General features: G+C 40.8%; 19 protein-coding genes. 8 read left to right on the top strand and 11 right to left on the bottom strand.

Annotated elements, in window-relative coordinates; all coding sequences use genetic code 11:
• Positions 1-372: 372 nt before the first annotated feature.
• The 3 genes from ACFQ3S_RS16190 to ACFQ3S_RS16180 are packed head-to-tail and all read right to left on the bottom strand — an operon-like array spanning position 373 to position 2367.
• The gene (locus ACFQ3S_RS16190) at positions 373-1182 is read right to left on the bottom strand and encodes a hypothetical protein (protein WP_377166352.1); all 810 of its coding nucleotides are present in this window, start codon (positions 1180-1182) and stop codon (positions 373-375) included.
• A gap of 8 nt (positions 1183-1190) precedes the next feature.
• Complete coding sequence (locus ACFQ3S_RS16185) at positions 1191-1601, bottom strand: lysozyme inhibitor LprI family protein (RefSeq protein ID WP_377166350.1); 411 nt, start codon at positions 1599-1601, stop codon at positions 1191-1193.
• Between the two features lie 22 nt (positions 1602-1623).
• Complete coding sequence (locus tag ACFQ3S_RS16180) at positions 1624-2367, bottom strand: hypothetical protein (protein WP_377166348.1); 744 nt, start codon at positions 2365-2367, stop codon at positions 1624-1626.
• Between ACFQ3S_RS16180 and ACFQ3S_RS16175 the strand changes: the two genes are divergently transcribed.
• The 3 genes from ACFQ3S_RS16175 to ACFQ3S_RS16165 all read left to right on the top strand — a co-directional run bounded on the left by ACFQ3S_RS16175 (position 2360) and on the right by ACFQ3S_RS16165 (position 4666).
• Positions 2360-3676: a hypothetical protein gene (locus ACFQ3S_RS16175; RefSeq protein WP_377166346.1), complete on the top strand. Its 1317-nt coding sequence runs from the start codon at positions 2360-2362 to the stop codon at positions 3674-3676. The two genes, ACFQ3S_RS16180 and ACFQ3S_RS16175, sit on opposite strands and share 8 nt — an antisense overlap.
• 66 nt (positions 3677-3742) lie before the next feature.
• Positions 3743-4174 (top strand): hypothetical protein, encoded by a 432-nt coding sequence (locus ACFQ3S_RS16170; RefSeq protein ID WP_377166344.1) that lies wholly within the window; start codon positions 3743-3745, stop codon positions 4172-4174.
• A gap of 60 nt (positions 4175-4234) precedes the next feature.
• A complete protein-coding gene (locus ACFQ3S_RS16165; protein ID WP_377166342.1) occupies positions 4235-4666 on the top strand; it encodes a hypothetical protein in 432 nt (143 codons plus the stop codon).
• Between the two features lie 30 nt (positions 4667-4696).
• Here the strand turns inward: ACFQ3S_RS16165 and ACFQ3S_RS16160 are convergent, their stop codons facing one another.
• The 5 genes from ACFQ3S_RS16160 to ACFQ3S_RS16140 all read right to left on the bottom strand — a co-directional run bounded on the left by ACFQ3S_RS16160 (position 4697) and on the right by ACFQ3S_RS16140 (position 12195).
• Positions 4697-7336, bottom strand: coding sequence for a hypothetical protein (locus ACFQ3S_RS16160; protein ID WP_377166340.1), 2640 nt, complete (start codon positions 7334-7336; stop codon positions 4697-4699).
• The gene (locus tag ACFQ3S_RS16155; protein ID WP_377166338.1) at positions 7299-8303 is read right to left on the bottom strand and encodes a hypothetical protein; all 1005 of its coding nucleotides are present in this window, start codon (positions 8301-8303) and stop codon (positions 7299-7301) included. Before ACFQ3S_RS16155 ends, ACFQ3S_RS16160 begins: the two co-directional genes overlap by 38 nt.
• Before the next feature lie 373 nt (positions 8304-8676).
• Positions 8677-9186, bottom strand: coding sequence for a type VI secretion system tube protein TssD (tssD, locus tag ACFQ3S_RS16150; protein WP_377166336.1), 510 nt, complete (start codon positions 9184-9186; stop codon positions 8677-8679).
• 237 nt (positions 9187-9423) lie between these two features.
• Positions 9424-10302 (bottom strand): DUF6999 family protein, encoded by an 879-nt coding sequence (locus tag ACFQ3S_RS16145; protein ID WP_377166334.1) that lies wholly within the window; start codon positions 10300-10302, stop codon positions 9424-9426.
• Between the two features lie 12 nt (positions 10303-10314).
• Entirely contained in the window at positions 10315-12195 is a 1881-nt protein-coding gene (locus ACFQ3S_RS16140) for a beta-ketoacyl-ACP synthase III (protein WP_377166332.1), read from the bottom strand.
• Between the two features lie 373 nt (positions 12196-12568).
• Here ACFQ3S_RS16140 and ACFQ3S_RS16135 point away from each other — a divergent pair, with 373 nt between their 5' ends.
• Complete coding sequence (locus tag ACFQ3S_RS16135; RefSeq protein WP_377166330.1) at positions 12569-12874, top strand: hypothetical protein; 306 nt, start codon at positions 12569-12571, stop codon at positions 12872-12874.
• Positions 12875-12963: 89 nt separating this feature from the next.
• On the opposite strand, the gene ACFQ3S_RS16130 is transcribed toward ACFQ3S_RS16135, so the two are convergent.
• From ACFQ3S_RS16130 to ACFQ3S_RS16120, 3 genes are read right to left on the bottom strand one after another with little or no spacing between them, the layout of a single operon-like run.
• Positions 12964-13941 (bottom strand): ankyrin repeat domain-containing protein, encoded by a 978-nt coding sequence (locus ACFQ3S_RS16130; RefSeq protein ID WP_377166328.1) that lies wholly within the window; start codon positions 13939-13941, stop codon positions 12964-12966.
• Positions 13942-13954: 13 nt separating this feature from the next.
• Positions 13955-15394 (bottom strand): ankyrin repeat domain-containing protein, encoded by a 1440-nt coding sequence (locus tag ACFQ3S_RS16125; protein WP_377166326.1) that lies wholly within the window; start codon positions 15392-15394, stop codon positions 13955-13957.
• Complete coding sequence (locus tag ACFQ3S_RS16120; protein ID WP_377166324.1) at positions 15378-15881, bottom strand: hypothetical protein; 504 nt, start codon at positions 15879-15881, stop codon at positions 15378-15380. Before ACFQ3S_RS16120 ends, ACFQ3S_RS16125 begins: the two co-directional genes overlap by 17 nt.
• Before the next feature lie 344 nt (positions 15882-16225).
• Between ACFQ3S_RS16120 and ACFQ3S_RS16115 the strand changes: the two genes are divergently transcribed.
• The 4 genes from ACFQ3S_RS16115 to ACFQ3S_RS16100 all read left to right on the top strand — a co-directional run bounded on the left by ACFQ3S_RS16115 (position 16226) and on the right by ACFQ3S_RS16100 (position 22560).
• Positions 16226-16804 carry an RNA polymerase sigma factor gene (locus ACFQ3S_RS16115; protein WP_377166322.1) on the top strand — a complete coding sequence of 193 codons (579 nt, stop codon included), beginning with the start codon at positions 16226-16228 and terminating at the stop codon, positions 16802-16804.
• 52 nt (positions 16805-16856) lie between these two features.
• Complete coding sequence (locus tag ACFQ3S_RS16110) at positions 16857-17867, top strand: FecR family protein (RefSeq protein WP_377166320.1); 1011 nt, start codon at positions 16857-16859, stop codon at positions 17865-17867.
• A gap of 187 nt (positions 17868-18054) precedes the next feature.
• Positions 18055-21189 carry a TonB-dependent receptor gene (locus ACFQ3S_RS16105; protein WP_377166318.1) on the top strand — a complete coding sequence of 1045 codons (3135 nt, stop codon included), beginning with the start codon at positions 18055-18057 and terminating at the stop codon, positions 21187-21189.
• A 12-nt stretch (positions 21190-21201) separates the two neighbouring features.
• On the top strand, positions 21202-22560 hold the full coding sequence (locus tag ACFQ3S_RS16100; protein ID WP_377166316.1) for an alkaline phosphatase family protein: 1359 nt from the start codon (positions 21202-21204) through the stop codon (positions 22558-22560).
• Positions 22561-22588: the final 28 nt, after the last annotated feature.

The following is a 22588-nucleotide window of genomic DNA, read 5'->3' as shown; positions in this document are numbered from 1 at the left end:
GCAAAAACTGTGTGCTGCTCATGGGCGTACCGTCTATACCGGTAGCATAGCCATTATTGAGGTTATCCTTACGGCACGAATTGGCCGTAAACAGGGTGAGCAGTAACAGCAGCACGGCATACCGCCGCAAAGATGGGTGAGTGTGTTTCATGTAAATTGCAATAAGGCTGGTTGTTTAACCCACAAGCAAGATAAGTAATTGATTATTAACTTGCAAGGGAATTGTTTTACAAAAATTTGTAAAATTTTACCCGAGGAATTATATGTATTGACCCTGTTTAACGGTTTTAGACCGGCATTAAAATAAAGTGCTCACTAATCTTAAACGCTGGCAAACACCAGCCCTGCCCAACTAAAAGCGCATTTGAAAATTTAGCCTGGTGGCAGCCCAACCAATAATAGCACCAGTATAAACAAACCAAATAGTGTTACTAATATTACAAATAAGCGTTTAAAAAATTTATAGTATGGTTTTTCTACTACTTTTAAATTTGCCGCATAAGCGGGGAAATACTTGTCTTTTAACCAGCCGAAAGCAAACAATAACGGAAATGCTATCAGCAGCCAGTAATAACGATCAAACCAGTTTTTAAAGTAAGCTTTTCGGGCAGCCCAGCGTTCATGAGCCGCTATATTAATGTGGTTAATATAGTAGCTTCCTAAATATGAACGCCCAATTTTTACCTGTAGTGCTTTATATGGTTTCAGCAAAAAGTAGCTGGTTCGTGTTCCTTCAAAAGTTACTAACCGTTGTTGATAAACCAACGTTACATTGGTATGAATAAAGCCTGCCTTACGAGCATAAACCTGCTGAATATTTTTAACAGGCAATACCTGTTCGGTTACCGGCTTAATGGCAGTACTCATTAGCAAATCCAGCTTTAATATGGTAAAGTAAGCTGAGCCTAAATACAATCCATACATAATAAGCGGAAAAATAATGCGCATATACCAACTGGTAAATAACGATTGCCGACCTAAATACAGTGTGTAAGCAGCGAACGGTAATGCGATTGCGGCAGCGTACCAAAATACGTTGAGATAGTCTTCATCCGTATATAAATCAATAAAAATATCTATAGTGAAATGTACAAGGGCAAAAAATATCCAGTAACCTAATAAAAAATAACCTGCAAAACCAACGGATGGCCCGCTAATTACTTGCTGCTTACTTTTTGCCATATAATACCTTACTTGCTTTTTACAGATCCACTGCAAACATCACCCTCGGGTATTCCGGTTAACCATACACGCAAAAATTTAATTCTTTCTCTGGTCAGGGTTTCCAGATATAAGGATTCGCACATGGGTTCTACCGATCCATAACTTCCATTCGACGGATATTTAGCTGCTAATTCGGCGTCTCTTAGCTGTATCCATAGGCGCTGTGCCACTTTTAGTTTTTTTATAAACAAAGGCTGGGCAGCGTATTCCTTCAAAATTTTCTGATAAACTATATTGAGTTCTTTATCAGCTTTTTGATAACTGCTACCAGCTTCCATATTCATGGCCGTTTGCGATTGTGCCAAGGTGCTTGAGCCAGCCAAGGAAACCATTATTATGGTAAAAATGCCTGCTGATATAATTTTAGTGAACTGCATATTAGATCGATTTCGTTAAATATTATTTCCACCATTCGCGCTTTTCTTCAGCTCTGGCTTTAAGAGCTGCAGGTTTGCCGCTGTCCGCATCCAGTGATAGCATGTAGTTTTGCCATCCATTATTTACATACTTTTTATTAATCATTAATTCACTTACACTAAAGTCCAAATCACCGGCTTCTGGTATTTTAAAATCGCCCCAGTTGCAAACTTTGCTTGCACCGCCCTTATAAGAAGTCCAGCGGGCTACAGTTTCATTATTACTAAACCCATCTGCTGGTATTAAGGTGTCGTAAGCAAATTGTCCCCGTTCATTAATATACCAGTTTGTGGTTAATTTGCCCTTTAACATACCGCTTCCCGGCTGTTTAGGATCTTCCTTCAGGTTAATTTCGCAAATGAGGTAACCATATTTATATTGGGGATACTCCTCGTTGGGTTCCAAGTATTTTTTAGCCTGTTTAACCGTAATGGTGCCGGTAAAGTTGCAAATGTTGTTCTTAACACGGGTCTTTCCTTTTACCAGGTATTGATAGGGGTTGGATGGATCTTTGCTAACGGAGGTATAATGGATATAAAATCGTTGATACTTAGCACCTATAAACCCTAAAGGCTCCGGGAAATCATCCCACGGAGTTGGCGCGCCTACAAAGTATATTTTAGGCGCATGCCATAGTGTTATTAAATTAGCTTTGCCTGCCTGGGCATAAAAATCGGCAACCTTTCCTTGTGCCATACTTATGTCGGCAGAATTTAACATGATCATTATTAAGAGGGTAAACTTATTAGGAGTAGCTACTTTGCATGATTTCATATATGCCAAACAGAAATCGCCTACTAAATGTTTAGCTAATCAAATGTCCAAAGATATTAAAGCGATACAATGCCCTAAGTGTGGCAGCACATCTAAGCAGGAAATAAAGCCGGATTTTTATCAATGCCAAAACTGCCAAACCGAATACTTTTTGGACAGTGATGATACGCATGTTTATCATCATCATGAACGCGTGCCACCTGTGCAAAGTTCGGCCCCGCCGGGTAGTACTAAATTGCCAGTTTACATACTTATTGGAGCGGTAGCTTTTATAGCAGTAGTATATTTCATAACCATGCTGTTTCAGCCCAAAAGAAGTTCTTACAACGCAATTAGTACTTATAAAATACCCCGTTCTTATCGTTCGAGTTTTGTTTACACTAATACGGCCACAGGCGAACCTGTATATTTACGCTTAGGCACCGATTATATTGATAAAGGCAATAACCAATCGGAAAAGGAATATCATGCCCAATTTAACAATGCGCTTAATGGTAAACTGATAGCAGACCGCATTGTAGATAACGACGACCAGAACCAGAATGATTGTTCATTGACCTTTAAAACTTATGCGCCCGATATGATCTACGCGATTGGCTGCAACAGTCAAATATCAAAACTGGATACCAGGAATAACAAGCTTATTAACGTAACGAAGAGTATTTTTAAAGATTATCCGCAACTCAGTTCGGGTGTAGCCCGGCTGGACTTTGATTATGATAAAGCAATGATTAATGTGATGAATAACGAAGGTGAAAGTTACCATTACTTCCCAGCCATTAACAAGCTGGTTAAAAGCGACGCGGAAGCAAATGCAGTGTGGAAAAAGGCATATAATGCCAAGCACTATTTTGAGTTCGGCTACATGGGCGATTACTTTGATCATCATAAAGTTAACCAGTTAATAGAGATAAAATATTTTAAGGAGGCAGGGCAACTATTAAAGCGCGACCTAACTCCAGGAAGGAAATACTTTAGTCCGGTAATTCTTTATCAGGATGAAAAGAACTTATTGATTGTAGTAAATACAACGGCCGCTCCCGAACCGCCCTTGAGCATTCAGCGTATAGATGTACAAACCGGGAAAATTTTGTGGGCCTTGCCTCCTGACAAATACTATCTCTCATCTGTAGCTAAATACAAACAAGGCTTTGCCATAGAATACCGTAAAGGTGAAGAAGCCGATTACGTACACGGTGTAATGGTGGTATCTGATGCAGGAAAATTGGTTTACAATTATCAATTGAGCCGTACAGAATAAATAATATTAAACCAATTAAAGGTATAAATTAAGATATGATCCTCTAATTCTTTTTAGAAGAAATTTATGAAAATTAATAATCAAAACAATTATTATTTGCTGTGGATAATAGCTATAACTTTAGTTGCCTGCCAATCGCCACAAAAAAAGGACGGCGTAAAGTATCAACCAAAAGCTATAAAGCCGGCTGTTATTAATGAGGAAGATCAGGTTATTAATATGGTTATGAATTTGGATGAAGTGAAGCGTAAAAGTGCACTGATAGCGAAAGAAAGTAAGGGTAAAAGACATTTATCCACTTATGTAGAAACACCGCCAACAGCAGCCCAACCTTACTACTGGGTAAAAGTAGCCGAAGATAATGGTGGCAGTTATGTAACGTATTATTCTTTCGGGGTTCAAGCAAAAACCCACGCTATTATGTTTTATGATGTTATGCAGGATTCGTTGATTTCGTTAAGCCAATGGCGTAATACAACGCCGGTTGATGAAAGGTAGAAACTAACCCTAACTATGTAATCAGATCCTTTAAAAGGATTTAAAAAATTACAATGTGTTATGAAAAATCTTACAATAATTCTTTTGCTATTAACCGGATTATGTACAGCCAAAGCGCAAACTCAATCTGCCGATAGAGGGATTATGATGCTGGCGGAATTTTATAAAACCTATATATCCGTTTCGTCCGATCGGGAGATTGACCTGAACGTTATGGAGGCAAAACTTGCTGCGCTCAAACGCCGTTATTGCACTGAGGCCTGTCAAAAACAGATCGTTAAGCTTACTACGGAAACCGATGCGGATCCCATTATTAAAGCACAGGATAGCTACAAGGAATTGCTTAAAACACTGGTTATTAAAAAGGACAACAAAAATCCTAAACGCTATTTGGTTACCTATGTTGATATAGCCGGAAGCCGCTATAAAACAACCATTTATGTAACATTAGCAGCGCAAAATAAGAACCTAAAAATAGCTTATTTAGAATAGGCATTTTTAGGTTCTTATTATAAATATGAGTTAGTTCGACTTTATAAAATCGCTCAGGTAACTGCATTCGTTTACGGCTCTTTTATAAAATCTTGTAGCCTTGTACTCTTGCATTTCTTTAAAGTGGCTGTTTTGTTTAATTGCTTTCAAAAAGGCTTTTTCACGCTTCTCATAAGCAGCATAATTATCCATGTACGATGGTGCTTCATGTTCTTTTTGCTCACACTTGGCTGCCATAAAAGTACATTTGGCTTTAAACTCCGGGTCGGTGCTTAGCTCACGGGCTTTTAAGTAATATTGCTTGGCAAATGAGGTTTTAATATAATCGCCATCATAATAATACATTTGCTTACGGCCAAAATCATACGACGACCATATATACGAAATTAAATTCCATGAATCGCAATAAGTAGAGGTATTGTAAATACCGGTTGCCATCTGGAAATAAACATCCGCATTTTTAGGATCGTTTTTAAGCTTGGCTTTCAATTCTGCCATTTTTTGAGCGAACTGCAGCTTGTTAAGCCCTCTTGTGTCGGGTTGGCCGTAATCGTTAATAGTAACTATAAAAGGATTTCCGTTTGAAATGCCAGCTTCATCCACACGGGCAAATTTGAGATTAGCATCTTCGTTGCCGAACGATCCTACCGCATCCTGGTAATGATGTTCGCGAAGTTGTATGGTGCCAAGCAGTTCATATAGGTTGCTGTAGTCTACCTGCTTTAATGCCATACTTAAAAATGCCAGGTATGGATTTGCCGGGCGGTGGGTTTTCCAATTAATAACTTGTTTGAGTTGGGCAGAGTGCAGGTAATTGTACCAAAAGTCGGGCATTTGCTTAAACATATGATCCCGGTATTGCGGACCATTGTTGGGTTGGCTGTTTAGCATAGCCAATGCTGCCCTGGCAGTATCACCCTGGCGTAAATAGGCCGGTGCCAATACATAATTATAAAAATTACGCTGAGTTATTTCAAACTGGTTTTGACTATCCGGTGGAGGAGGGTATGCATCTGTTTTGGGTTTGCCACCTGCTTTTACTTTGCTATTTAACCATTGTAATGAAGGTAGCAGCGACGCTTCATCTACCGCTTTAAGTTGTTTAATGCGTTGAGCCGATAAAAGCAGGTTAACAATTTGTTTTTGATCACCTATTTTTGCGTTGAGCGTTTGTCCATCCAGCTTATCCAAAGCAGCAAGTCCATCGTCGGGCTTGTTCTGCATAAAATACAGGTAAGCATTAGTTAATGTCCCTATTTGCGGTTCGCTGTACTTTGCATCGCTGGTAAGCTTTGTACAAAAGTTTCTGAGTTTTTCAATGTGGGCATCATATTTTGTTTTCACACTATCGGGCATGGTCACAAAAAAGCTGCCCTGTGGTAATTGCTCCGCTTGCACTGCGCCGTTGGATTTGTGCATAAAAAACCATACCATGCAAACAGCTCCAACCAACGTTAAAAGGCCACCGGCTATTTTAATGCCCGGCTTATTCTGTTGGTTTTTAAATACAGCAAATAATACTACTATACCTGTAAGTAAAACAATTAACCCAGTCCACAAAAGCCATTTTTTTGCACCTGTTTGTTGTTGCGGCTCTGTTTTAACTAATGAGCGATTACTATAAAACTGGTCGGTATTGTTATTAAGGGCCGGTGTTAGATAATACTGCTCCAGTTTATTAATTTCTCTTACCAATAATACGCCCACCATGAACGATGATGGTGCATTACTGTAAACCTGGTTCAGGTTATCGGTTTCAATTTCTGAGTTTGCAAAACCTTTAATAGCATAAAGGTTAGCTTTTTCTTCAGGTGTACGTGCAAGTTTTAGTACATCATCAAAAGGCGCACCAATGTAATGGTAGTTACGGTATGCCTGCAGTCTGCGTTCGGGGTACTCGGCAAATACTTTCGAAAACAGGTAGGCGGCTTGTGTGGTATCGCCCAAGCGTCGTTCTTCTCCGGCTTTTAGCGCCAATGCCCAGCCTTTAATATGGCTTTTGGAGCTTGTTTTGGCAATGTGCTGGTCATAAATATTTTTGGCTTCCGAAAAGTTTGCAGCGTAATGGTTAAGCCTTTGCGCCTGGTAAAAATACCGCAGTTTCAAGAATGGGTCGCTTTCTTCTGTTGCGGATTGCAAAGCCTCACTTGCCAATGTTTTTAAGCCAGCCGTATCCAACGGTGCAGGTTCCCAGTAGTTGTAGTTAGACTGGCCCAGTAGTTCTGCACGTTGTGCAAACTGGTAGTATTTTTTAGCCCCTTCACGCGCAGGGTCTTTCAGTGCCCATAAAAACTTGCTTGAGGCAAGGCTATCGGCAGCAGGAGGGTCCTGTTCAAAAAAGTGATAGGCTCTTTCTTTGCCTGCACTGTCCAGGTGATACATGATCTTTTCTACATCGGCGGCTATAACCGGTTGTCCTAAATAGTTTGCCCATTCGGCGGCATTAATAGCAGCTTCGCTCACCGGTTCATCATCAGTATAGGTAAAACGGTAATCAGTAAAGTAAAATGCACCAAAATCTTTTTCCCCTTGAATGTTAGGGTTAAAAAAAGAGGTATAATAATCGTATGGGTCAGGCTCGTCTGAACAGGCTATAATTATGGCAGCACTAATGAGGCATAAGCCGGTAATGCTAACGAAACACAGCAGCAGTTTTTTCCATGTCTTCATAGGTGTAATGTTTAAGTGTCGGTTCGTCCAAATGAAAGTAGATGATATTTACCGTATCTGATGATATATATTTCTGAATGTAGCTGGCGGCACACAGCAACTGACCGGCCGATAGGTTTTCCCGTCTGATCTCATCACCGCGTAATAACCCGTATTGAGGCAAGTCTTTTTGCAAGGTGTATAGGTCGCTACCGCTTGCTTTAAAAGTTTTGTTATCAAAAAAACGGTCATTGTGCAATCTTTTAGCGATCCCTGCGTATTGCTTTTGCCTAAAAACCACTACCCAGTTAAAAACAGGTAACCCCACATCTATGGGCATAGGGTATTCACCTAAATTTTTGCCCGCATACTTCTCCAGTTCGCTTTGCTCCAGTATGGAATTTTGATGGCCGTATTTGCGCAGGTTACCCATATTGTAACACATGAGCATTACTCGGTTAACTGGTGGTATGCCACTGTTTTTTTGATTTTTAAGTTGATGCAGGCGTAGTGTGGCTGATAATTTTTTATTTTTCAGGCTGGCGTTAGCCCTAATTTGCGTAAGCAAATAAAAATAATTATCGCGGGTGGTTCGGGTCCAGTCGCAATCAATTTGTAGTTCGTTATAGGATGTTTTGCCTGATGGTTTTATCCGGCCATTAACATAATAGACGATCTTCCTGGCAAGGTCGTCCAGTTGTTGGGAGGTTTGATTTTTGAGCACATCGTTAACAAGATAAACAACCGGAATAAGCTGTACCGAATTAGGTAATGCTGATTTAAAGGTAACCGGCGATATCGGTACAACACCATTGTCGCTTTTATCTACATCCATAACCCGCACGTAAAGCTTTTGACAATGCAGCGCATTAAAGTATCGCCTTTCTGTAGCGTTGGCATCATAAACTGTTTTCCAATAGTAAAAAGAGGTATTGATTACCCGTTTTTTTCTGCAGGACACCAAACCAAGTAAAATTATGAACGCCATGAAACACACAGGTAATTTAAGCATCTGCATTAAGTAAGCCCCGGTATATATACTTGGTAATCATGCTGCTTTAAAATAGCATTGACGCCGCTAACAATTAATACAATCGTACAGGTAGAACGAAAAATTTCTATGCTTTTTTTGATCATCCTTATCTTTAAATGCCAGGTCATTCCACTATCCCATTTCTCCAACACATGCGTATCCGTAACCTAAATGGTAAACAGATATGCTTTATACACAAATTACATGCATTTAATGGAACAGCACTTTTAAAACCACGCAAAACAAATACTATAAAATAACAATTTAATCTAATACTTAGTTGTAATGAAAGGTAACCGTTGGTTATAAATGATATATTATTTGGAAACTATTGCTCGATAGTTATCCCATTAATTGATATTTCCTTACAGAAAAAAGAAATGGCAGATGCGCCATAGGCATCACTGTAAGATGCCGACGACAACTGATCCGAGTAGCTGTAAAGGCTGGCCTGTGTAAATTTAATAGTGCGGGCTGGATTTTTACCATACGTATCAACAATGGTGATGGTGCCATTAAAACGGTTTTGTTTTTTAGCAAATACTTTCAGCAATTCATCACTTATTTTTTTGGCATCTACAGTGAGGTAAAACGAACCAGGATAATAAGCAGAAAGTTTATTTTTAACAGAATCTTTAAGTGTGGAAACAGATGGTAAATCATCATAGTTGCGTGTAAGGGAAGTGCTAACCGAATTTAGGTCGGTGACGATGGTTTTACCTCCATAATTGACCGTAAGCTGCACCTTATTGCGATTTTCTTCGGTTTGTGCGGATGTTGTTTTCAGGAAAGAGAAAGATAAGATAGTGGCAAATGCAACGGTAAGTAAAATTTTCATAGTTTGTTATATTTATCAAGCTGTATTTTTAACAAAAAACAGGGTTGTTTGTTAGTATTAGCCATAAATTTTGAGAAGTGATTGTCATACTGTGATGACTTGTATATCGGTTGTTTTGTTCACCTGCAAACCATTTAAAGGATTCGGTTACACCGCATGAATACGCTCTATCATCATAAAGGTCATTACATTCTTTGTTTTCTCCACAGCCCGAATAAATTAAACAGTTGTACGGGTTTAAGTGGCTGTAACTTTTGCTTCAACGAGCATGGCATGTAACACCTCGGTAGAAAAGCCATGTAGCAACAACCTGAAAGCGGCACCGTATGTGGGTAATGGGATCATAGGGTGCTTGTTATTTAGCGCGGTTAGCTTTTCGGGGCAGTTCATAATAGTTGCGGCATATATCCCGATCACTTCATCCAATTGTAACGAATTGGTAGCCCGCCAAAAATCGTTATCCGTTAAATAAAACTGATACGCCGGTGTAAACAGCTCAATGGCGGTAGCAAGGTCTATTACATTGGTCCACTTATTCCTGAAGGATGAAAAAGGAATGGCACCCATGCTGATGGCGCTGAAATCGGGCATGGGTTTAACCGCAATTTGTAATCCCTGCTCGGCTATTGCAACATTGAGATTAATAATAAAATTGTAAAGGTTAAGATCATGCTCCAGAAACATATTTTCCTGCACGTCCTTTACAGCCAGCGGTTTAAGCGGGTTCATAGGAATACTTGATGCCCCGTCTACATTATCTTTAATAAATCTTAAAACCTCAGAACCGAGGTAGAAATGGCGCAATATTAAAAAGTTAGCTTCCGGTGTAATAAAGTACTTCATGCCCAGGTACAAGCAGCGGTGCAAGGTTTTAGGGGCGTTGATAAGGTTGGGCACCACAATCTTGAAAAGCTGCATCAGTATGATGGATAAACGAGCCAGCACCTTTGCCACCGGGTACAAAAACTGCCTGCTCTTGGTAGAGGAGTCGTAAAGGAACGCGGCTTTGGCGTCTGGGTTAAACGGAACGCTCTTATCCAGAAACAGCGCGTGCCAGTGGCTCGGGTTTCTGGGTGTGTTTACCATATCTTCGTAGTATTCCCTGGTATGTAACATAAAATAGCTCTATTAAAAATTATCTAATTCTTCGAGTTGAAGGATGTATAGCCTTGCAACTACTTTTGCCGCTTTTATGATCTTTTCGGCGATATCCTGTGTCAGTAATTCTGACTGGATAGCCTGTTCAAACCGCTCGAAATGGTTGTCATTTGCGTCACTTACTTCGTGGTAAATAAAAAACGATACCTGTTCATTAGTCAGCTTCAGCTGTTGCTGTATGGCGCGCCCCCATTTGCCAGATACGCGATTGCCCAAACCTTCTATAATAAACATACCGCCAAGCAGGTCAAAAGGGTTAGGCTGGCTGGCCCGCTGAAACATATATGCGCTAAGCGCTTCGCTTCCTATGTTCTTATTACCGGTAAGAATATCTTTTCTGAATCCGCCACATTGAATATAATTGTTCTCCAGCATCTGGTAATCACGGTGCTCATCAGATGAATGCCGTATAAAAGACGAACGCACATCAAAGTATTCCATGCTTACATTAGAGGCGGCCCTGGCAATCCATTGCGAGCCGTCAATTACCTGCTGACGCAAGTTGACAAGCAGGCGCTTATACTCATCCATTGTAAGGGTGCCGCTCAATATTTTTTTCACCACCGGCACTTGTTGTAATCCGCGCTCAAAATCAAACCAAACCCCGGTAAGTTGGCGTACCAGCCATTCCTGCACTGGTTTGTCCTGAAAATTAATACTGGGAGGACGAATCGTAGTGATATCTACATCAGGCTGCATGCCTTGAGGATTTTGCAAACCCTGTACCGTAAGCAGCATATAACTGGATATGAACCTTCCGCTTTCGGGTACCATGCACAGAATCTGCTGACCTGTTTCAAGTTTACCGCTGCTCAGCAGTTCATCCAGCATCACAAATATTGAGGCTGAACCGATATTGCCTACTTCGTACAAGTTTGTAAACCATTTTTCGGGCGCAATTTCTCCACCGCCCTTTTTGAGCAGGTCTGCAATTTGCGGTTTAAAATGATGAGAGGAGTAGTGGCAAACCAACCAGTCAATGGCTTTTGGGTCAAATTTACCGCCGTCTACTAATTCAAAAAAATGCTGTATCCCTAATTTAACCATGTTATCAACCAGGTTCATGTCCTGTTTCAGGTTAATAGCACCATCGGCGTTAGCATGTGCTATGGTATCGTAATCCAGCCAAGTTTTACCGATCTTGCCGTTAGCTTGTTTATGGGATCCGGTGTACATGCAAAGGTCATAGGCATGGGCATTTGATTGCAGCTCTATCCATTCTATTTTCAGCGAAAGCCCTGAACGGCCGGGTTTATCTTCCAGCAGCAGGGCTCCTGCACCGTCACTCAGCATCCATCGCAAAAAATCCGTTTCTAATGGAAGCATGGCACCTGTACCCGCCAGTGCCGATTGGCCTGCAAACCGTTTGGCTTTAAACATCCGGCTGGGTAATTCGGCCGCACAGCAAACGGCCTTAGCCGATGAGCCCGAACCTACCTGCAAAAAAGCATTTTGAATAGCCATCATGCTTGCAGCACACACACTTTGATGAGAAGCCAGCGTACATCTCCCTATTCCTGAGCTGGCGTGTACCATGCTGGCAAAACCCGGTACCGGGAGATCGCTTTGGGTGGTTGCGGCGCTAAGCATGTCAATCTCATCTGTATTAACGTTACTTTTTTTTAAACAATCTTTAACTGCCAACGCCGCCATTTCATAAGCCCGATGTGTTGTATCCTGATTGCTATTTAATGCATAATACCTGCGTTTAATCCCATTTTTTCTTAAAAATATGTTTTTGGTACGTGAAGGAGCACCACCAAGCATACCCAGGTAATTTTCTATCTGATCATTTTCTACCGGTTGATTAGGCAGGAAACGTCCGCTTGAGGTAATGTACACACTTTTCATATTTTGTTATGGTATTGGTAAACCAGGCGTTCCAGCTTATCAAAAGCTAAATTACTTTATTTAATCGAAAGCAATCATGATCTCTAATTCGATTGAAATAACACTTAAGTAATTTAAAAAGGAAAATAATATACTACTCAACAACATCTGCAAAACCATGTTATGTAATTAAATAAAAGAGGTTGTTCCTATATTTAAATATGCTTATTAAAAATACAGACGTTTGTTTGCAAATAGGCTGATACTTGAGAGACATCAAAAAATTAATCTTTTAAATCCTCAAACGAACAAAGGATAGCTGCTTGTATTTGAAACTAAAGGAAAAGCTATTTGTTAATGGAATGAAACTAAAAATTTAATTAAATAAAGTTTAATGTTATCATCTCTTAAAAACAAAGATAGCGGCGCTAATAGTAGCGATCCAAATAACAAAATAATGAGTGCCCTGGAACCTGTTATTACGGAACATTGGCCGAAAATAGAACCTTACGCCAATAAAGCATTAGCTGCTGCTCAAGACGATTCAACTTTCGAAATGCTAGCCCGTAAAGTATATCCATGGCTGCCTATGGTGGTGCGTTTAGCAATAAAAGAAGATAAATTTGTTGCTTTTACATTAGAACATAAAGGGCCGCTTTTGGCCAAGCTGGCAGAGGTAAAAAATAAGCAAGGTGCCTAATTTATTGCTACATTGCATATTGGTAAGCCTTTTAATATTTACCAATATGCAATGTAGCAACCTGGGTTCAATTACAATTTTTACTGCAATTACTTTCCATCCGCACCAGCCGTTAGCAATTGTTCTAAAATTTCCGTGTAACCGCGTTCACTGGCAAAGTCCATGGCGCTGCGGCTTTCGTTGTCTACGGCGTTTAAGTCTGCTTCTTTTTCAATAAGCATAGCTGTAAAATCGTTAAACCCGCATTGCGCAGCAACAAGCAATGGCGTTTCGCTGAAACTGTTGCGTGAATTGATGTCGGCTCCTGCATTAAGCAGTATTTTGCCTACATGATGGTTGCCCATACCTGCTGCATAATGCAAGGCTGAATTACCGTTTAAAAGGTGCAGGTTTACATCGGCTCCGTTTTTAACCAGCATTTCGGCCAAATGAATGTTTAAATTATTTACAGCCAAAACCAAAGCGGTAACGCCGTCATTATTCAGTTCATTTATATTCGAGGCATGCGCTTGAATTAACGCCCGCACCGTTTCGCTTTGGTTGTTGTAGACCGCCTGGTGCAGCGGAGTATTTCCATGGTCATCTTTTTGTGCTACACTTCCGTTCGAAACAGCCGTAATTAAATCACGCATTCCATTGGCCGTAGCATGATCAAGCACATTATAACCGGCGTTATCCTTAACCGCAGTATCGGCTCCCAGGGTAATCAAATATAGGGCCGTTTCGGTTTTGTAAGCCAAAACTGCATAAAATAAAGATGTTTGTCCGCCTTGGTTACTGGCATTAACATCAGCGCCGGCATCGGTAAGCAGTTTGATCAATTCTTTACTGCCGGTGCGTGCGGCAATGTGCAGCGGTGTTTCGCTGCTGTTATTGGCCAGGTTTACATCTGCGCCAGCATCAATCAGCAACTTGACAATATCTTTAGCTCCTTTGTTGCAAACATAGTATAAGGGCGTATTACCCAAACTGTCACGTTTATCTACATTAATGCCACCCTTTTTCAGGAAAGCCTGTACAATTCCTTTTTGTGCATTTTTACATGCGTTTAAAAACATATTATCCATAGTGCTTTCCTGTTTAGTTCATGAGTTGTTTAACCACAGCCTCATTGTTATGCTGAATAGCTAAATCCATTGCTGTTTGCCCGGCATTATTTACTCGTTCCAGAGATGATTTATCTTTGTCCAGAATCAAAGAAACTATCCTTTTACCCGACATCTGATCGGGATTTCCGGCAGCATAAATTAAGGCTGTATTGCCTAATTTGTCCACATAACCAACATCGGCATTATTGTCCAGCAATAATTCTGCAATGGCATATTTCATTTCTTTTCCCCGCTCAGCAAACGACATCAAAGGCGATTTGCCCGATTGGTTAGGCTGGTTAACATCGGCTACGGCATCTATCAACTCTTCGGCCAGGGTGGTATTCAAATCAGCCAAATAGTAATCAGCCTGGCATAGCAGGTTCAGGGCAGTGTTGCCCTCATTATCAACAGCGGCATTTACGTTCAACCCGCTGGTCAGCAGCACTTGCAGCATCTTTACCACATCCTTATTAATTTGGCTCATACCACGGCCCAGGTTACTTATTGCTTTGGTAAGTAGGTAATATGCTGCTGTTTCACCGTTTCCAGCTTTAAAATTCACATCAGCACCGCCTTCAGCCAATAGTTTAACTAAGGGTTCAGAAGCATACTCGCAAGCCAACATGAGCGGCGTACGCCGGTACTGGTCAGCTATTTCGTTGAGATCAACCCCTGCCTTAATTAATGCTTCTACGGCGACAGGATCTCGGTTTAATACAGCCTCATGAATGGTCATCCCACCTGTAGCCACATCACTTTCATTGCCCGAAATTAAAGCCGCTATTTCCTTTACACCACTGCGCTGTGCATAAGTAAGCGGCATATTGCCAAAAACGTCTTTATCTTCAATATCAATACCCCCCTTTTCCAGCAGTACTTTTACCGTTTTCATAACTGCAGGTATGGCGCCTTTGATATCTTTCCGGTTACCTAATTTATCACAAATAACGTGCAGTAGGTTCATGTCTCCGCTTTCGGTAACATCCATTCTCACGCCGGCTTCACCCATAGCCTGTAAAAAGGGGTACATATAGAGTAATCCTGCTTCGAAATAGGCCAGCTTACCCGAATCATTTTTCTTTTTAGGGTTAATTCCAGCATTTAGCAGTACCTGGGCAGTATCGTAAATTTTCACAGCTACTTCATCCAGTTTCGGGTCGTCGAAATAAAAACGGGTATTTGTAAGCGCATGCAAGGCCGTGTTGCCGTACTTGTCTGCAGTAGGTTTTAGCCCGGCTCCTTTTAAAAACTGGATAGCATCTGCATCAGTGAAACGAGCCGCAAGATGGTACAGGCTCTCTTCATAGTCACTGGTAATACTTATATCGGGCAATTGCTTATATAAGCTCAACATATCAACCTTATCGCCCGCCGCTGCAAACATATTGCGCTGGTAGGCATTATTAATTTCGTCAAATTCTTTTGTCATCGGATGCTTCTGCTATTTGTAATGCGTCTGTAATGTTTTTGTATCCTTTGTGAGCAATTGGCGTAGCAATGGCTATCACTTTTGCATAATTGCCTAACTGTAACCAGCAGTCAGTTTTAAGCCGAACGATGCTGTCATAAACTAAAACAGGAAAGCTTTTGAGGTAACCCTCGCTTATCCCATGCAAATAGTCATGGGTTTGATTTTGCTTTGTTTTGATTTCTTTGTAATCACTATTGCTATTGAGCTGATTTTTGTTGCTCGCTTGCGGGGCAAGCTGAATTATTTCTAACTTACTTACGGCTTCCTGGTAATTACCGCTCCAGTGCAAGCAAAGTGCCAAATTGTAAAGCGCAGTTGTTGAAGCGGGTTGATTGATTAGCAGTTGATACGCTTCTGCATAGCGCTTTTGCAAAATAAGCTGGATAACCAATGGCTCTGCGCCTGTAAAATTGTTATTATGATTAGCTGTTGATCCTAAAAGCATATTTACAGATTACTCGTTGAGTTAGTTATAACGAACTATGAAACGTTAAATAAGTAACTGAAAAATCATATTTATGTTTAGGCTTTAGCCATATTACCTAAACAAAGGCGTTAATTAAAATTACCTTGTGGAATAAGTTTTTTACTATTAAAAGTTGTGATAAGTTAACCGAACTAATGTAAAATTCGGTTAAGCGGTAATAGAGGCTTTTTAATGATGCGGAAACTACATTACATGTATTAGATGACAGGCGTTCTTTATTATTTATGGGGTTGGTTTAATAGACATGGTATCTTAATCGTAAATTAACACCTCAAAATTATATTTGCCGTGCTACTTCAACGATGAACAGAACGGACAGAGAATTGATCGGATTAATATCAACAGGCAGTCAGGATGCATTCCAGGTTCTGTTTAACCGCCACTGGAAACCGTTGTATGCTTTTGTGTTTCGTTTAACACGTGACGAAGACCATAGCAAAGATATTTTACAGGATGTGTTTATGTACATCTGGAACAACCGCGAAAAACTTTACACCAACGAATCTTTTTTGCCTTACCTGCATACGATAGCAAAAAGCAGCGTAATGAGTAATTTTCGAAAAAACAAGGTTCGCCTCGAGGGTGTTGATACACTGCTGAATGATATTCAAACCCCCGCTAACAGCGACGATAAACTGTTATTAAACGAAGTGCAAGTAGCCGTTGATACCGAACTTTCTAAAATGCCGACCAATATGCGGCAATGCTTTAAGTTGAGCAGGTACGAAGACAAATCTATTAAAGAGATAGCTGCCGAACTTAAACTATCGGAGCAAACGGTAAAAAATAACATTTCGGTAGCCCTGCAACGTTTAAGGCAATCAGTTGAACAAGGTTCTTTATTATATCTGTCGGTTTTAGTAATCAAAAGATTAATGTAAGCTTAACCTTGGCTTAAAGTACTTTTTAACTCTTCGGGCGCTATGTATCTGAATGAAGATAAAAAATAACCCTGTTATTACGCAGTTGTTTGCCAATTATCAAAATGGCAGCATAGGGCATGATAAGCAAGTAATTGATAACTGGTTCGATAGCCATAGGGGTGTTGATTTAAAGGATACTTTTGCCAGCGCGGCAGACGAAAACAGGATACACGCCGAACTTACCGAACGTATAAAGGCCTGCATTAATGATACGCCGGCACGCAATTTATGGTATAAATCAATTTGGCTTAAAGCGGCATGTGTTGTTGCATTAGTATCAATTGCTGCAATCTTAACAATTAAAAACAAGCAGCAGGCTCCCGTTACCGAACAAATTTCCTATCAAACTATTACAACAGAAAACGGCCAGGTTAAAAAGGTTTCGCTTGATGATGGTACGCAGGTATGGCTTAATGCAGCCAGTAGGTTAAGGTTTGCCCGGTTATTTAACACAGGTAAGCAGCGCACGGTTTACCTTGATAAAGGCGAAGCTTATTTTGAAGTAAAACACGATGATAAACACCCTTTTAGAGTACTTTCGGCCGGTTTTCAAACTACGGTTTTAGGTACGTCATTCAATGTAAAAGCATACCATATAGAAAAAGAGTACAAAGTTGCCGTGGCTTCGGGCATGGTAAGCGTAGGTATTATCGGCAAAAATGGCCAGTATAGGGCTTTGAGTAATGGGCTTGTAAAAGGTCAGGTACTTAAATATCAATCAATACAAAAACAGGTATTAATAACTCAAAGTACCGTTACTTCACCCTTTGCATGGATAAATGGTGGTAATATAAATATTGACGGTTTAAACTTGCAAAATATTGGAGAGGAGCTTGCCCGTACCTATAACCTCAAAGTAGCAGTAACCCATCCTGAATATGATACAAATTTGTACACCATTAACCTTAACCCAAACAATGTTGGCTTAGCCCTTAAACAACTCACGCTTGAAACCGGCATGAGCTATAAACTGGAGAACGATCACTTAACTATTAACCCGCAAAACCCAAGAATGAAATAAAGTTCAAAAAACATCAAAAGCCGAAAGTGTTGACGCACTTCCGGCCTTAGTCAAGGCTGTAGCAGCCAGGGCTGTTAAATAACTCTCTCTCAAAAATTAATTAAAGCAACTCAATATGCACTTTTTTATTCAATTATTACGAAAAGTAAGTAAAAGAAGTTTCTTTGCTAAAATAGCATTATCAATAATGATAGTGTTATTTATTAGCATCAGTGAAATTTATGCCCAGTCTACCGATGCCTCAATTTCAGGTAGGGTAAGTGATACTAAAGGATTAGCCTTGCCAGGTGTAACCGTTACTATTCAAAATGCAACCAATGGTTTCCGATCATCAAGTGTAACTACTACCGAAGGAAGATACACCTTCCGTCAATTACCATTGGGTAGTTTATACACCGTAAGGGTATCCTATATTGGTTTCAACAGTCAAAGCAAAAGCAACCTGTCGCTTAATCAAGGCGACCGTTTAGTAGCTGATTTTATACTGTCGGATAATATAACCAGTTTAAATGAAGTTGTGGTAAAGGCCGAAACCCTAAGCAGCCGTAATGACCGTTTAGGCGGCAGTACATCCATCAACGCACGTACAATTCAGCAAATACCTATCCTTAACCGTAACTTTACCAACCTTGTTTCTTTAGCACCCACTTCTAACGGCGGTTCAATAGGCGGTCAGTTACCTTCATCAACTAATTATACCATTGATGGTACCAGTGCTCGTAACAATTTAACGTCGGGTGCGGTTGGCAGTGGGCCATATTCACTCTCATTGGAGGCTATTCGCGAATTTGAAGTATCTACCAACGTATATGAAGTAGCGCAAGGCCGGTCTGGCGGTGGTATTGTAAGTGCTGTTACCAAGTCTGGTACAAATACGTTTACAGGTTCTGTTTTTGATTATTACCGTTCGGATGCATTGGCAAGCCCTTATGATATTCGAGGCAACAAACGTGTTCAAAATTTTACTACCAACCAGTTTGGTTTTAGCTTAGGCGGCCCGATTATTAAAGACAAGTTATTCTTTTTTACAGCGTTTGACCGTCAAAACGAATCTTCGCCATTTTTCATAGCCGATATCCGGTCTGATGAGGATGCTATTTCTTTGCGTATCAGTAAAGGGGCGCTCGATAGCGTTATTAACATTGGCCGCTCTTTATATGGCCTGAGCAACAACCCACAGGTGGGCGAATTTCCACGAAAAACGGTTGCTAACACTTTGTTTGCACGTTTAGATTGGCAAATCAATGATAAAAACCGTTTAACCGTCAGGAATAACTATAGCGACTGGAACAACCCAAACAGCGTAAACGATAATTCTAACATTAATTTATTTGAAGTTTATGGTGATTTCAAATCACGAGAAAATACAACGCTGGCCTCTCTTCGAACACAGTTTAGCCCAAGTTTTTTAAATGAGCTAAAACTACAATACCAAAGCACTACCCGAAATTATGTACCCAACAGTGAATTGCCAAGCGCAAACATTCCCCGGGCCATAGTTACAGTACGATCAACATTACCTAACAATACTATAGGTAGCACCTCTGTACAGTTAGGCGGCCAACGTTTTTCGCCAGAAGATAATTTAGAGCATCAATATCAATTAATGAACATCAGCTACCTTACTAAAGGCAAATACAACTTTACGTTTGGTACCGATAATACGCTGACGTATTTAGATACCTATATATCGAGCGAACAAAACGGCAGATTTCTTTTTAACAGCCTGCAAGAATTTGGTGCCCTAAACCCTACCAGGTATGTAAGAGAAGTGCCTATTGATGGTATTCCTTCGGTACAACAATATGTTTTAAACCTATCTGCCTTTGGCCAAGTACAGTTTGAGCCGGTTAAAAACATTAGCGCTACTTTTGGTTTAAGATGGGATTTAACCAGTTATTTAACTAAAGGCGAATACAACCCGGTTGTTGAGCAAACGCTTGGCCTCAGAACCGATGCAAACCCTACAGATGCCAATAATTTTCAGCCCAGGGTACAGCTATCATGGGATGTAAATGGTAAACAAAAAGATATTGTGCGTTTGGGTGGTGGTATATTTTCTGCCAACCCTATTAATTATGCACAAGTTAATAACATTCAAAATAGCGGTACAAAGGTTGCCTCTATTGATGTTACACGGCCAAATACAGGACCCAACCTGGTACCGGTACCTAACTTCCCGGGTTATCGTAATGATCCATTAACCGCTCCGGGCGTTATTGCCGGCGCACCCACAGTATCTACCATCAACCTTAACGATCCTAATTTACAGGTGCCTACTATTTATAAAGCTAACTTAAGCTACAACCACCTTTTTGGAAACTGGTTGCGCCTGGGTGTTAACTTATTAATTAGCAGCACTAAAAATAACTACGTGTATTTAGATCGTAATTTGGTTGACAGGCCTTTTTTTACCTTAAACAGCGAGGCTGGCCGCGGTGTGTTTGTACCGGCTAACACCATTTCCCCATCGGGTGTTACCGATAATGTGAGAGGGCGGAAAACACAATCAGTAGGCAGAACGCTTGAGCTTACCAACGGTGCTAAAATAAACCAAAAGGCGTTTGTAGTTGATGGCGAGTTACGTTACTATAAAGATGGATTTTTATCTTTCAGCTACACGTATAACGATACTAAAGATAATACCTCTTACAACGGTAACGTAGCCAATACTTCTACCTTTCGCCCAATCAAATCCGATCCGCGCGACTTGACTGAAATCAACTATTCTGACAATCAATTCAGAGATAAAGTTGTATTTTTTGGTTCAAGCCCAACATTTTGGGGATTCTCTTTTAGCGGTAGATTTACCGGTACAGGTGGAACTCGCTATTCGTTAACCGTTGACTCTGATATTAACGGCGATTTTGTAGGAGGCCCAAGTAATGACAATGACCTCGCATTTGTGTTTGACCCTAACGACGCAAATACTCCGGCCGCTATAAAAGCCTCTTTAGAAAGAGTATTAAACAACCCCGATAACCGGGCTAAAAACTATATACGTCAGAGTATTGGAAAAATTGCTGATCGTAATGGTGGTTCGAACCCGTTTTCTGGAACGTTTGATGTGCGTTTATCTAAAAATTTCAAAACCTTTAAAAAACAATCATTAACGTTAAGTGCCGATGTATTTAACTTTGCCAACTTACTTAACAAAAACAAAGGCGTTAATTACAACCTTGGCCAGCAAACCCTTTACACGGTTAGTGGCTTTAATCAAACTACCCAACAATACACCTACCGTGTAAACGAAAACGTGGGCGTAACTACAGCTAATGGCACACCATACCAAATACAATTAGGAGCACGCTATTCATTTTAAATAACAAAAACAATGAAAAAACTACTTTTTTCGATCATATTGGCTGCCGCATCGGCGCATGGTTTTGCGCAACAGGCCAAACATGTGATCATTATTAGCATTGATGGTTTCCGGCCCGATTTTTACCGTGAAGATAAATGGGCTACGCCAACCCTTCACAAAATGGTAGCCGAAGGTGTATCGGCCGATGGGGTAAGAGGTGTGTTCCCGAGCGTGACCTATCCCTCGCATACTACCATTATTACCGGTGCCAAGCCTATGAAGCATGGTATATACTATAACTCACCTTTTGAACCCGATGGTGCAACCGGCCGCTGGTATTGGGAAACCAATTTAATAAAAGTGCCAACCCTTTGGGATGCAGCCCGTAATGCCGGCTTAAAAACCGCTTCGGTAATGTGGCCCGTATCGGTAGGTGCCAAAATTGATTACAATATCCCGGAGTATTGGTCGCTCGATAAAAATGTAGAACGTATAGCCCCTCAACGTGAAAATGCTACGCCCAAAGGCTTGTTCGAAGAAATTGAACAGAACGCCACCGGCAAGCTGGATGCACAAAAACTAAGCAGCGATTTTTCATCGGCCGATGAAAATGGTAGCAGGATGGTAGCTTACATTATTAAAAAGCACAAACCCAATTTGTTAACCTTTCATATTTTTGCGGTTGACCATGCCGAGCATGCCGAAGGCCGAGATGGTGAGCATGTGCGTAAAGCTGTTGCCGGCGCCGACCACGCCGTTAACAATATTTTGGAAGCCATTGAGCAGGCTGGTATAAAAGACAGTACCGCCGTAATTGTAACCGGCGACCATGGTTTTGTTAATATACATACAGCTATTGCACCTAATGTATGGTTATCGCAAAATAATATTTACACTAAAACAGGCAATAAAGCAACCTGGAAGGCACAGTTTCATACTTCGGGGGCTGCCGCATTTTTGATGCTTAAAGATGCCAAAGACCAAAAAACTTTAGCACAGGTAAAAAGCATCTTAAATGCACTGCCCGAATCGCAAAAGAAACTGTTTCGGGTGGTTGACCGTGCCGAACTGGATAAGGTTGGCACCGACCCGAACGTAATACTTGCCCTGGCTCCAATGGAAGGTGTGGCTATGAGCGGCACATTAACCGGAGATGCCATCCGCCCGGCATCAGGCGGTACACATGGTTTTTTCCCCGATTTTCAACACATACAAACTGGTTTTATTGTAGCTGGTGCAGGTGTGAAAAAAGGTGTAATACTGCCGCTTATTGGTTTGGAAGATATAGCCCCGGTGGCTGCTAAGCTATTAGGTATAAATTTTAATGCACCCGACGGCATACTTTACCCGGGTATATTGGCACCGGCTCGTAAAAATGCAGTAGAATAGTTTAATAGAAAAGGGTGGGGAGCGCAAT

The organism is Mucilaginibacter terrae, assembly GCF_042679325.1.
GTDB classification, from domain to species: Bacteria; Bacteroidota; Bacteroidia; order Sphingobacteriales; family Sphingobacteriaceae; genus Mucilaginibacter; species Mucilaginibacter terrae.
Note: the sequence above shows the minus strand (reverse complement) of the source record. Positions and strands in the feature narration are given on the sequence as shown.